Origin of the sequence: Pseudomonas sp. IT-P100, assembly GCF_949767185.1 — a bacterium.
In the GTDB taxonomy this organism is placed as follows: Bacteria; Pseudomonadota; Gammaproteobacteria; order Pseudomonadales; family Pseudomonadaceae; genus Aquipseudomonas; species Aquipseudomonas fluorescens_B.
In genome coordinates this window covers 190062-202563 of record NZ_CATKQK010000044.1, presented here as the reverse complement: position 1 = coordinate 202563, position 12502 = coordinate 190062, and the positions used below count along the sequence as shown (strand labels likewise).

Sequence of the window (12502 nt, the reverse complement as noted above, 5' to 3'; positions counted from 1 at the left end):
TCGAGTTCCACTATGAGTGCTCTTTCAAAGGGATGGTCCGCGGCCGTTCCAGCCAGGCGCCTTCGCCGTCAGGAACGATTTCGACCACATCGACTTGCGAGCCGCTGATGGCAACGATCCGGCCATCGTTACGTCCCAGGTAATCGCCGACCTTCAACCGATGCACACCGCCTGCCCCGCGCAACAGCGCAAAGGAGCCAGCCGCATTGGAGATCGTGCCGACCATTTCAAACTGCTCGATGTTGAAACCTTCGAGGTACTGCTTGACCCGGTTGGGATCAGGCTTGACGTTGCGTGAGCCGTGTTTCTGGCCAGCCAGGTCGACCTTGACCTGCCGGGAAAAGGGACTGCGCAGGTTAGCGGCGTTGTAGGTGAACGTTGGGTAAGACCGGAATGTCGGCGTTGGTTCAATCCTGCCCGGTGCACGCAGGCGCATTTCGTTCATGTACGCGTCCAGGTCGCGGAAGTCAGTGTCGCCGCCACAACCGGCCAGAACGACCAGTATTCCGATCATCGGGATAAAACGCATCGGGGTCATTTCTGCAGCCCCTTGTCGTTATACCGGTAAGTCTTGGCAAGGATGCTCATGCGCAATTTCGTCCCGCCCTCGGGGTTGGCCGGTGCGAGATCGAAGTCATGCAGGGTGACGATGCGTGGCAACCCCGCCACGCCACTGACGAACGTGGCGAGGTCGTGATACGCGCCGGTGACGGTGATCTGGATCGGCAGCTCGATGTAGAACGGCTGGGTGACCTCCGGCAGCAGCTTGATTTCTTCGAACTCCAGGCCACTGCCCAGACCGGTTCGAGTGATGTCCTCCAGCAGACCGGGCACTTCGGTGTCGCTGGGCAATTGCCGCAAGAGCACACCAAAGGAATTCTCCATTTCCTTCATCTGCTGGATGTATAACTCCAGATTCGCCGCCATGTGCGCCTTGGAGGCAAACTGCTCTTTGAGCGTCGACTCTTCCTCACGCTTGAGTTCCAGCTGGCTCTCAAGGTCGCTGATGGAAAAGCTGTAGCCCAGCGCCAGCACCAGAACCATCAGCAGCGCACCCGCCAGCGTCTTGATGGCAGGCGGCCAGGAACCCAGGTTGTTGGTGTCCAGATCGTTGATGTCAATCTTGCGCAAGCCTTCAATCCATTCGGCCAGCCTCATTGAACAGCCTCCGTAGCGGCTGGCTGGGTCTGGCGCACGGTCAACTGGAAGACGTTGGCCTGATCCAGCTGGCCGGCGGTGGTCGCCTTGACTTCCGTCAGGTTCGGCGCGTCGAACCAGTCCGATGCATCCAGGTTGCGCATAAGGTCTGACACACGGTTATTGGAATCTGCCGCGCCGGTAATGGACAGGGTCTTGCCTTCCATTTTCACCTCGGTGAAATACACCCCGTCCGGCAACGTACGCGCCAACTGATCGAAGATCCGCCCGCTGATCGGACGATTGCCTTGCAGGTCCTGGATGATGCGCATGCGCTCGACGAGCTGCTGGCGACGGGCCTTCAGATCACTGATCTGCTTGATCCGCTCGTCGACCACCGTAATCTGTTTACCGATGTAATCGTTTCGGGCGACTTGTCGATCGATGGCGCCATTGATGGCCTGGTCCGCAATCAGTAACGCTGCCACTGAGCCCACCAGCACACCCACCAGCGCCAGCAAGAAGCGTTTGCGCCGCTGTTCCCGCAGTTCTTCGCGCCAGGGTAAAAGGTTGATCCGCGCCATCAGTCGAAACTCCTGAGGGCCAGCCCGCAAGCGATCATCAGCGCCGGCGCATCGCTGGCCAGGGCGCCAGCGTTGACCTTGCTGCTCAGGGTCATGTTCGAGAAGGGATTGGCCACCTGCGTCGGCGTGCTCAAACGCTGCTCGATCAACCGGTCCAGCCCCGGCACCGATGCGGTACCACCGGCCAACAGGATGTGATCCACAGCGTTGTACTGCCCGGAGGCGAAGAAAAACTGCAACGATCGCGACACCTGCTGCACCAGCGCATCACGAAATGGCTGCAGCACCTCGCTGACGTAGTCGTCCGGCAAACCGCCCTGCTTCTTTGCCAACCCTGCTTGCTCGAGGGTCAGGCCATAACGTCGCTGGATTTCTTCCGTCAGTTGACGACCACCGAACAATTGTTCGCGGGTGTAGATGATGCGTCCGTTGTACAGGACGCTGAGCGTGGTCATGGTCGCACCGATGTCGACCACGGCAACCGTCAGACGGTCCTGAGCGGCTGCCAGCTGTCCGGCCAGCAAACCGAAGGATCGCTCCAGCGCATAGGCCTCGACATCGACCACGCGAGCGGTCAGGCCGGCCAGTGCGAGCGCCGCCTCACGGACTTCGACGTTTTCCTTGCGACAGGCAGCCAGCAACACATTGACCCGTTCGGGGTTGCGCGCCGATGCACCCTGGACTTCGAAGTCGATGGCCACTTCGTCCAGCGGATAAGGGATGTATTGATCAGCCTCGATTTTCAGCTGGTTTTCCAACTCGTCGTCGGAAAGACCGGCATCCATTTCGATGGTCTTGGTGATCACCGCCGAGCCGGCAACGGCCACTGCGACGTTCCTGAGACTGGTTCTGGCCTTGAGCAGCACGCGAGTGAGTGCCTGACCCACGCCTTCGAGCTCGGCGATATTTTTCTCGACCACCGCGCTGGCAGGCAACGGCTCTACCGCATAGGCTTCGACCCGGTAGCGGTCGCCCTGGCGGCTTAACTCCAGAAGCTTCACCGACGTAGAGCTGATGTCGATCCCCAAAAGCGTATTGGCCTTTTTATTGAAGAGTCCTAGCACTACCAATTCCCTATGACTATCCGTGAGTTACGGACTCTGTAATGTCCATTGCGTTCCATCCACCCGTCTTGACAGCAGCGCAAATGACGCTCTCGACGTAAAAATGCTTATAATGCCCAGCGATTTTTTCCGCTTTTTACGTCAAGCGCGGGTCGTTCTCCTTTTTTACCTGAACCCTGATGCCTCATTCATTCTTTGCCCTGGATATCCCAAAGCCTTGATTCGTCTGCTGAAGTTTTTCGGTTGGTCCATCGTCGCCGTTTTCTGCGGACTGCTTCTTGGTCTGACCGGCGCTTTTCTTTACCTTAGCCCCGGATTACCGTCTGTGGAGGCGCTGAGAAGCATTCAGTTGCAGATTCCTCTAAGGGTATACAGCAGCGATAACAAGTTGATCGCAGAATTTGGCGAAATGCGCCGCACTCCGATCCGTTTCGCCGATATTCCTCCCAATTTCATAAATGCGTTACTAAGTGCTGAAGACGACAATTTCGCCAACCATTATGGCGTCGATCCCAGCAGCCTGATGCGCGCCGCCACCCAATTGGTCAAAAGCGGCCACATTCAGTCCGGCGGCAGCACCATCACCATGCAGGTGGCGAAGAACTTCTTCCTGACCAGCGAACGCAGCTTTTCGCGCAAGACCACTGAAATCCTCCTGGCGCTGCAGATCGAACGGCAGCTGACCAAGGACGAGATCCTTGAGCTGTACGTCAACAAGATCTACCTCGGCAACCGCGCCTACGGCATCGAGGCGGCGGCGCAAGTGTATTACGGCAAGTCGATTCGTGACGTCAGCCTGGCGCAGATGGCGATGATCGCCGGTTTGCCAAAAGCCCCGTCGCGCTTCAACCCGCTGGCCAACCCGGCGCGCAGCAAGGAGCGTCGCGACTGGATCCTGGGGCGCATGTACAAGCTCGGAAAAATCACCGAAGCCGATTACACCGCTGCGATCAACGAGCCGCTGAACGCCAGTTATCACGTGCCGACCCCGGAAGTGAACGCGCCCTACATCGCTGAAATGGCTCGTGCCGAAATGGTCGGCCGCTATGGCAGCGATGCCTACACCGAAGGTTTCCGCGTCACGACCACCGTGCCGAGCAACCTGCAGGAAATGGCCAACACCGCACTTCACGAAGGCTTGATGACTTACGATCAGCGCCATGGTTATCGCGGTCCCGAGTCACGCCTGCCGGGCAAGACGCGTGAAGCCTGGGCCGCCGAACTGACCAAGCAACGCACGATCAGCAGCCTTGAACCCGCCATCGTCACTCAGGTCGACAAGACCGGCCTGCAGGTGATGACCCGTACCGGCGACGAGCATGTTGGCTGGGACAGCATGAAATGGGCGCGGCCGTTCCTGAACACCAACAGCATGGGTGCCAACCCGAAGCAGCCGTCGGATGTTGCCCAGGTCGGCGACTTGATTCGCGTGCAACGCCAGCCGGACAATTCGCTGAAGTTCAGCCAGATCCCGCAAGCACAAGGCGCGCTGGTTTCTCTTGATCCGCAGAACGGCGCCATTCGCTCGCTGGTCGGCGGCTTCGCCTTCGAGCAGAGCAATTACAACCGCGCCCTGCAGGCCAAGCGTCAGCCGGGCTCGAGCTTCAAACCGTTCGTCTACAGCGCCGCACTGGATAACGGCTACACCGCCGCCAGCCTGGTGAACGACGCACCGATCGTGTTCGTCGACGAATACCTGGACAAGGTCTGGCGCCCGAAGAACGACACCAACACCTTCCTCGGCCCTATCCGCCTGCGCGAAGGGCTCTACAAGTCGCGCAACCTGGTGTCGATCCGTCTGTTGCAGGCCCTGGGCATTGATCGCACCATCGACTACATCAGCAAGTTCGGCTTCAACAAGCAGGACCTGCCGCGCAATCTGTCGCTGGCCCTGGGCACCGCGACCCTGACGCCAATGGAAATCGCCACCGGCTGGAGCACGTTTGCCAACGGCGGCTACAAGATCAACCCGTACATCATCGACAAGATCGAAAGCCGTAATGGCGACACGCTGTTCGTCGCCAACCCGCCGAGCGTGCCGAAAGGTGGTGTCGCAACGGATGGCATTGCTGCCCCCGCGGCCGAGGCCTTTACGGTCAACGCGACGCCGGGCGAGGCTCCGGGCCAACCCGCGCCTCAGGCACCCGCCGTGGCTGAACGCATTGTCGATGGCCGTACCACTTACATCCTCAACAGCATGCTCGAGGACGTGATCAAGCTCGGCACTGGCCGCCGCGCACTGGCCATGGGTCGCCCCGATATCGCGGGCAAGACCGGTACCACCAACGAATCCAAGGACGCGTGGTTCTCGGGCTACAACGCTGATTACGTGACCACCGTCTGGACCGGTTTCGACCAGCCGGAAAGCCTGGGCAAGCGCGAGTTCGGCGGCACTGTGGCGTTGCCGATCTGGATGAATTACATGGCAGCCGCGCTCAAGGACAAGCCGCCGCATACGCAGCCAGAGCCGGAAGGCATTCTGAGCCTGCGGGTTGATCCGGTCAGTGGTCGCGCAGCCACCCCAGGCACGCCAGGCGCGTACTTCGAGCTGTTCAAGGCCGAAGATACGCCGCCCTCGGTGAATGAGCTGGGTAACGGCAACGCGCCGGGAAGCCCACTGCCAGCGGATGAAGCGGCGCCTATCGATTTGTTCTGATCGCGCGGCACAATGCAAAAGCCCCGCCTTCGATGGAAGTGCGGGGCTTTTTATCGCCTGTCGTTTCTACGCTGTATGACGCGGCCTCTTCGCGGGCGATACAAAGGCCCAGATGCAAAAAGGCCCCGACTCATACGAATCGGGGCCTCTGATCGAAGCGCTACAACGGCTTAGCCGTTGAACACGTCATCCACGCTTTTCAGCGGGTAGTTCTTCGGATACGGCAGGGTGGCCACACCGGTCTCGATCGCAGCCTTGGCCACGGCATCGGAGATCAGGGTGATCAGGCGGGCATCCATTGGTTTCGGGATGATGTACTCACGGCCGAATTCCAGTTTGATGCCGCCGTAGGCGTCGCACACTTCCTGAGGAACCGGCAGTTTGGCCAGTTCACGCAGGGCGTTGGCCGCCGCCACTTTCATCTCTTCGTTGATGCGCTTGGCGCGAACGTCCAGGGCACCACGGAAGATGAACGGGAAGCCCAGTACGTTGTTGACCTGGTTCGGGTAGTCCGAACGGCCGGTGGCCATGATCACGTCGTCACGGGTAGCGTGAGCCAGTTCCGGGGCGATTTCCGGATCCGGGTTCGAGCACGCGAATACGATCGGGTTGGCCGCCATGGATTTCAGGCCTTCAGCGCTCAGCAGGTTCGGGCCGGACAGGCCAACGAACACGTCCGCGCCTTGCAGGGCATCTGCCAAGGTGCGCTTGTCGGTCGCGTGAGCGAAGACAGCCTTGTACTGGTTCAGGTCGTCACGGCCGGAGTGGATCACACCGGTACGGTCGACCATGTAGATGTTTTCGATGTTGGCGCCCATGCTCACCAGCAATTTCATGCAGGAGATGGCGGCAGCACCGGCGCCCAGGCAGACGATCTTGGCGTCGGCGAGGGTTTTGCCAGCGATTTCCAGGGCGTTGATCATACCGGCCGCGGTCACGATCGCGGTGCCATGCTGGTCATCGTGGAACACTGGAATGTCGCACTGCTCGATCAGAGCACGTTCGATCTCAAAGCACTCAGGCGCCTTGATGTCTTCCAGGTTGATGCCACCGAAGGTAATGGAGATACGCTTAACGGTGTCGATGAAGGCTTGCGGGCTTTCGGAATCGACTTCGATGTCGAATACGTCGATGCCGGCGAAGCGCTTGAACAGCACGCCTTTACCTTCCATCACGGGCTTGGAAGCCAACGGGCCGAGGTTGCCCAGGCCCAGAATCGCGGTGCCATCGGAAATGACTGCAACCAGGTTGCCTTTGCCGGTGTATTTGTAGGCCAGTTCAGGGTCGCGAGCGATTTCGCGTACTGGTTCGGCTACGCCGGGGCTGTAGGCCAGCGACAGGTCGCGGGCGGTAGCGGTGGCCTTGGTGAGCTCGACACTCAGCTTACCTGGACGAGGATGGGCGTGATATTCGAGAGCGGCAGTTTTCAGATCAGACATGGGGGCATTCCGCTTTTACTGTTGGACAGACTGGTCAGCGAGGATACGCGCCTCGCAAAGTCCCCACAAGACTGACCAGTCACCCCTGTCAAGCGCCCGGCCCTACGACTTTGGGCCAAGAGCCACGGAACATAAGGGATAGACTGTTCACAATCGATATAAAAAATGTCTACAATTTTTTATCAGGGCGCCGCTTGCAGCATCGCCGGATCGGTCAGAGGCAGGAGCCAGCGCGCCTGCCCCTGTTTCAATCCGCCACGGCGGGAACGGTCCACCACCCAGCCACGTGCCTCGATCTGCTTGCCCTTCAAGCGCTCCAGCGCCGCGACGTCGAACTGCCCCAGCAAATTGGGTGCAACTCGCAGTACAAGCGAATCCTGCAACTCGATCCAAACGCCGCCGCGATTGCGCTGAACCTTGCTCACACGCCCACTGACCACGGCGAAACCGGACGCGTTGATCTGCTCCGCTTTCAGTACAGGTGACTGACGCCAAACGCCGAGCCCGGCCTGTCGCGCACTGTGTTCCGCCGCTTGCTGACAGGTGACCAGATCGACATTCGGCGCGACCGCCACCTGAAACCCAAGGCCCTCAGCGAGCATCTGCGCCTCGAGGTTGACGCCATCGGCGCCATAGAGATGTGCAAGGGTGCGACCGTAGTGATCCTTGCTCTCTTTACCCGGGAGCACGCCGACCCGCCCGTCGCTGGCAGCCACCAAGGCTTCCAGACGTTTGCGCGCCGCCACGGCGAACGGCTCGTCGGAGCGGCCCTGCTTGCCCAGCTCCGGCGTATTCAAGCCAATCATGCGCACACTGCGGCCATCGCTCAGGCGCACTGTGTCGCCATCCACCACGCGTTGCACCGCGACCGACGCCAGCCCACTCGGCACAGGGCAGAAGGCCTGGGCGCCCGAGAACCAAATCGCGGACACAAAAAAGGCGCCCACGAGGGACGCCTTTTTCATTAGCAAGGTAAAGCCCATGGGGCTTTCGAACCTTACTCTGCTGCAGCAACAGGCTTCTTGCCGAAAGCACCGAAGCGGTCTGCGAAGCGCTGTACACGGCCGCCAGTATCCAGAGTCTTCTGCTTACCGGTGTAGAACGGGTGGCACTCGTTGCATACGTCGATCGCCAGAGGCTTGGCCAGGTTCGAACGAGTTTCGAACTTGTTGCCACAGCTGCAGGTAACTGCGGTGATTTCGTATGTTGGATGGATATCGGCTTTCATGATGAATTCCTCAGGCTAGCGTGCCGCCACTCAACACCATTGTTGAATACCGCACGTAATTAGGCCGCGGATTCTACCAGACAATCTCAATCACGCAAGCTGTCGCTGAGACCGACCGTCTGCTAGGCTCCCGGCCTTCCTCACCGCTCAATCATCGAGAAAATAGCCGCGTGCCCGACGCCATTCTGCGCCTCGCCCTGCCTTCGCCCCTGCGCCGCCTGTTCGATTACCGCGCCCCTGCCGGGGTCCTGCGCGACCAGTTGCAACCGGGCATGCGCTTGCGGGTGCCGTTCGGCCGGCGGGAGATGATCGGGATTCTGGTGGAGGTCACCGACACCAGTGAAGTACCGGCAGAAAAACTCAAACCGGCCCTGGCCCTGCTCGACGCCACACCGCCCTTGCCACCCGCATTATTCAAGCTGTGCCTGTGGACCTCTCAGTATTATCAGCACAGCCTCGGCGACACCTTGAGCTGGGCGCTGCCGGTGTTGTTGCGTCAGGGTGAGCTGGCCGAAGCGCGCCAGGAACGTTTCTGGTCCGCCGCGCCTGGCGCCAGCCTCGATGACCCGCGTATCGCCCGCGCCCCGCGTCAGCGTGAAGCGCTGGCGACACTGGCCCAGCATCCCCACGGCGTCGCTCATCAATTGCTGAGCAAACTGATGCTGAGCAAGGACAGCCTCGACCTGCTGCTGGCCAAGGACCTGGTGCAAGTCGAAATCCGCAAGCACGCTCCCGGCGCGCGCCACGAGCATTGGCTGGCGCAACCCGAGTTGCCGCTCAACCCTGAGCAACGCGCCGCTTATGAAGCGATTCGCGCCGGGTTCGACAGTTATCACGCGTTCCTGCTGGCCGGCGTCACCGGCAGCGGCAAGACCGAAGTCTATTTGCAGCTGATTCGTGAAACCCTCGAAGCCGGCAAGCAAGCACTGGTGTTGATCCCGGAGATCAACCTCGGCCCGCAAACCCTGGCGCGCTTCGAGCAACGATTCAATGCGCGCATCGCGCTGATCCACTCGGCGGTCAACGACCGCGAGCGTCTTGAAGCCTGGCTCGCCGCCCGGGATGGCGACGCCGACATTATTATCGGCACCCGCTCGGCGCTGTTCACACCGATGAAAAATCCCGGCCTGATCATCATCGACGAAGAGCACGACGGCTCCTATAAACAGCAGGAAGGCCTGCGCTATCACGCCCGCGACCTGGCATTGGTGCGCGCACGACAGGAAAACATCCCGATCGTGCTCGGCTCTGCCACGCCTTCGCTGGAAAGCCTGCACAACGCCTACACCGGTCGGTACGGCCTCCTACGGCTGAACGAGCGGGCGGGCGGCGCGAAGCAACCGCGCTTCCTTCGCCTGGATGTGAAAAGTCGCCCGCTCGACAGCGGTATTTCCGGGCCAATGCAGCAAGCCATTGGCCAGACACTCGCAGCCGGCCAACAAGTGTTGGTGTTTCTCAACCGTCGAGGTTTCGCGCCGACGCTGTTGTGCCACGACTGTGGCTGGATGTCCGAATGCCAGCGCTGCGATGCGCGGATGACCGTGCACCAGCGCTCCGGCGAACTGCGCTGCCACCATTGCGGCTACGTCGAACGCGTGCCCCGGCACTGTCCGAAATGCGGCAAGGTCGACTTGCGACCCGTCGGCGCCGGCACCGAACGTGCCGAAGAACGCCTGGCCATCCTGTTTCCGGACGTGCCGGTGCTGCGGGTCGACCGCGACAGCACATCGCGCAAGGACGCGATGAATCAGTTGTTCGCGACCATTCAGAAGGGTCAGCCATGCATTCTGGTGGGCACGCAGATGCTTGCCAAAGGGCATCACTTTCCACGGGTAACGCTGGTGTCGATTCTCGATGCCGACGGCGGACTGTTCTCCGGCGACTTCCGCGCCAGCGAGCGCATGGCGCAACTGATCGTTCAGGTGGCCGGACGTGCGGGCCGGGCTGAAGAGCCGGGCAAAGTGATTATCCAGACGCATCTGGCGGATCATCCGCTGCTGGTGCAATTGACCGAACAAGGTTACTTCGCCTTTGCCGAGCAGGCGCTGAGCGAGCGGCGTTCTGCCGGTTTGCCGCCATTTGCGCATTTGGCGCTGCTGCGGGCGGAAGCGCACAAACCGGGGCAGGCGGAAGGGTTTCTGGATGAAGCATGCAGTGAGGCTGAACGGTTGCTGGCCGAACAGAACCTGACCGGGATCGAGCTGCTAGGGCCAGTGCCGGCGCCGATGGAACGCCGGGCCGGGCGTTATCGCGCGCAGTTGTTACTGCAAGCGACGGCGCGGGCGCCGCTGCATCGGTTACTGGCCAATTGGTTGCTGGTACTGGAGCAGATGCCGAGCGGGCGGGCGGTGCGCTGGTCGCTGGATGTCGACCCTGTGGATTTATACTGAAACCCAGTGGCGAGGGAGCTTGCTCCCGCTCGGTTGCGAAGCGGCCGCAAACTGCCAACCGAGAACCGCCAGACAGATTAAGGCGACTGATTTAGGACCGCTACGCGCCCCAGCGGGAGCAAGCTCCCTCGCCACAAGGGAATCATCCGCCGTAAGTCCGCAATGAACCTACAATGGTTGGCAAGCCCGCCTTCGCAACGGATAATGCCCAGTTTTTCCACCAGCGCATCGAAGCGCCGCCGCGCTTGCGGTCGAAAGAGAAGACCATGAAAGACACCATTCGCCAGCTGATCCAACAAGCCATCACCCAACTCGTCAACGAAGGTGTGTTGCCTGAAGGCCTGTCGCCGGCGATCCAGGTGGAAAACTCCCGCGACAAGAAGAACGGCGATTTCGCCAGCAACATCGCCATGATGCTGGCCAAGCCTGCCGGCATGAAGCCGCGGGATCTGGCCGAGAAAATCATCGCCGCACTGCCGGCCGACGAGAACGTCACCAAGACCGAAATCGCCGGCCCTGGCTTCCTGAACTTCTTCCAGAACACCCAGGCCCTGGCCACTCGCCTCGACGCCGCGTTGGCCGACGAGCACATCGGCGTACGCAAGGCCGGCCCGGTGCAACGCACGGTTGTCGATCTGTCGGCACCGAACCTGGCAAAAGAGATGCACGTCGGTCACTTGCGCTCGACCATCATCGGCGACGGCGTGGCCCGCGTGCTGGAATTCCTCGGCGACGAAGTGATCCGCCAGAACCACGTGGGCGACTGGGGCACCCAGTTCGGCATGTTGATGGCGTACTTGCAGGAAAACCCGATCACCAGCGACGAGCTGTCGGACCTGGAAAACTTCTATCGCGCCGCCAAGCAACGCTTCGACGAATCCGAAGAGTTCGCCGACCGCGCCCGTGGCCTGGTGGTCAAGCTGCAAGCCGGCGACCCGGACTGCCTGGCGCTGTGGACCAAGTTCAAGGACATCTCGCTGTCCCACTGCCAGAAAATCTACGAACTGCTGAACGTCAAACTGACCATGGCCGACGTGATGGGCGAAAGCGCCTACAACGACGACCTGATCAACGTGGTCAACGACCTCAAGGCCGCCGGCCTGCTGGTCGAGAGCAACGGCGCGCAGTGCGTGTTCCTCGACGAATTCAAGAACGCCGACGGCGACCCGCTGCCGGTGATCATTGTCAAGGCGGATGGCGGCTACCTCTATGCCACCACCGACCTGGCGGCCGTGCGTTACCGCAGCGGCAAGCTGAAGGCTGATCGCGCGCTGTATTTTGTCGACCAGCGCCAGGCCCTGCACTTCCAGCAAGTGTTCGCGGTCGCCCGCAAGGCCGGCTTCGTGACGCACCCGATGGAAATGGAACACATGGGCTTCGGCACCATGAATGGCGCCGATGGCCGTCCGTTCAAGACCCGTGATGGCGGCACCGTGAAGCTGATCGACCTGCTGACCGAAGCCCAGGAACGCGCCTACACCCTGGTGAAGGACAAGAACCCGGAGCTGGCCGAGGCCGAGCTGCGCAACATCGCCAAGGTCGTGGGCATTGGCGCGGTGAAATACGCCGACCTGTCCAAGCACCGCACCAGCGACTACAGCTTCAACTTCGACCTGATGCTGAACTTCGAAGGCAACACCGCGCCGTACCTGCTGTACGCGTATACCCGCGTGGCGGGCGTGTTCCGCAAGCTCGGCAAGGACTTCAGCGAAGTCGAAGGGCAGATCGTCCTGGAAGCCGCGCATGAACATGAGCTGGCTGCCAAACTCGCGCAATTCGGTGAAATACTGAACAACGTGGCCGAGAAAGGCACCCCGCACATCCTCTGCACCTACCTGTACGACGTTGCCGGCCTGTTCTCCAGCTTCTACGAGAACTGCCCGATCCTCAGCGCTGAAACCCCGGCGCAAATGCAAAGCCGCCTGCGCCTCGCCGCGCTGACCGGCCGAACTCTCAAGCAAGGCCTGGAACTCTTGGGTCTGGAAACTCTGGAGCGTATGTAAG

At 60.9% G+C, this 12502-nt stretch carries 10 protein-coding genes; 3 read left to right on the top strand and 7 right to left on the bottom strand.

The genetic code is table 11. The features are described from left to right. Positions 1-10: 10 nt before the first annotated feature. The 4 genes from ACM6IQ_RS23195 to ACM6IQ_RS23180 are packed head-to-tail and all read right to left on the bottom strand — an operon-like array spanning position 11 to position 2785. Positions 11-538: a pilus assembly protein PilP gene (locus tag ACM6IQ_RS23195; protein ID WP_017336123.1), complete on the bottom strand. Its 528-nt coding sequence runs from the start codon at positions 536-538 to the stop codon at positions 11-13. After that, positions 535-1158, bottom strand: coding sequence for a type 4a pilus biogenesis protein PilO (pilO, locus tag ACM6IQ_RS23190; protein ID WP_017336122.1), 624 nt, complete (start codon positions 1156-1158; stop codon positions 535-537). Before pilO ends, ACM6IQ_RS23195 begins: the two co-directional genes overlap by 4 nt. Continuing rightward, on the bottom strand, positions 1155-1721 hold the full coding sequence (locus ACM6IQ_RS23185) for a PilN domain-containing protein (RefSeq protein ID WP_017336121.1): 567 nt from the start codon (positions 1719-1721) through the stop codon (positions 1155-1157). Before ACM6IQ_RS23185 ends, pilO begins: the two co-directional genes overlap by 4 nt. Beyond that, the gene (locus ACM6IQ_RS23180; protein WP_017336120.1) at positions 1721-2785 is read right to left on the bottom strand and encodes a pilus assembly protein PilM; all 1065 of its coding nucleotides are present in this window, start codon (positions 2783-2785) and stop codon (positions 1721-1723) included. The genes ACM6IQ_RS23185 and ACM6IQ_RS23180 overlap by 1 nt, the downstream gene beginning before the upstream one ends. Positions 2786-3005: 220 nt before the next feature. Between ACM6IQ_RS23180 and ACM6IQ_RS23175 the strand changes: the two genes are divergently transcribed. Then, positions 3006-5441 (top strand): penicillin-binding protein 1A, encoded by a 2436-nt coding sequence (locus ACM6IQ_RS23175; protein ID WP_414879993.1) that lies wholly within the window; start codon positions 3006-3008, stop codon positions 5439-5441. 170 nt (positions 5442-5611) lie between these two features. Here the strand turns inward: ACM6IQ_RS23175 and ACM6IQ_RS23170 are convergent, their stop codons facing one another. The 3 genes from ACM6IQ_RS23170 to rpmE all read right to left on the bottom strand — a co-directional run bounded on the left by ACM6IQ_RS23170 (position 5612) and on the right by rpmE (position 8108). Then, positions 5612-6880 carry a malic enzyme-like NAD(P)-binding protein gene (locus tag ACM6IQ_RS23170; RefSeq protein ID WP_017336118.1) on the bottom strand — a complete coding sequence of 423 codons (1269 nt, stop codon included), beginning with the start codon at positions 6878-6880 and terminating at the stop codon, positions 5612-5614. Between the two features lie 182 nt (positions 6881-7062). After that, positions 7063-7863 (bottom strand): thermonuclease family protein, encoded by an 801-nt coding sequence (locus ACM6IQ_RS23165; protein ID WP_414879941.1) that lies wholly within the window; start codon positions 7861-7863, stop codon positions 7063-7065. A 14-nt stretch (positions 7864-7877) separates the two neighbouring features. After that, complete coding sequence (rpmE, locus tag ACM6IQ_RS23160) at positions 7878-8108, bottom strand: 50S ribosomal protein L31 (RefSeq protein WP_414879940.1); 231 nt, start codon at positions 8106-8108, stop codon at positions 7878-7880. 170 nt (positions 8109-8278) lie between these two features. Here rpmE and ACM6IQ_RS23155 point away from each other — a divergent pair, with 170 nt between their 5' ends. Both ACM6IQ_RS23155 and argS read left to right on the top strand, forming a co-directional pair. Next, positions 8279-10498: a primosomal protein N' gene (locus tag ACM6IQ_RS23155; RefSeq protein WP_017336115.1), complete on the top strand. Its 2220-nt coding sequence runs from the start codon at positions 8279-8281 to the stop codon at positions 10496-10498. Positions 10499-10764: 266 nt separating this feature from the next. Further along, positions 10765-12501: an arginine--tRNA ligase gene (gene argS, locus ACM6IQ_RS23150; protein ID WP_414879992.1), complete on the top strand. Its 1737-nt coding sequence runs from the start codon at positions 10765-10767 to the stop codon at positions 12499-12501. Position 12502: the final 1 nt, after the last annotated feature.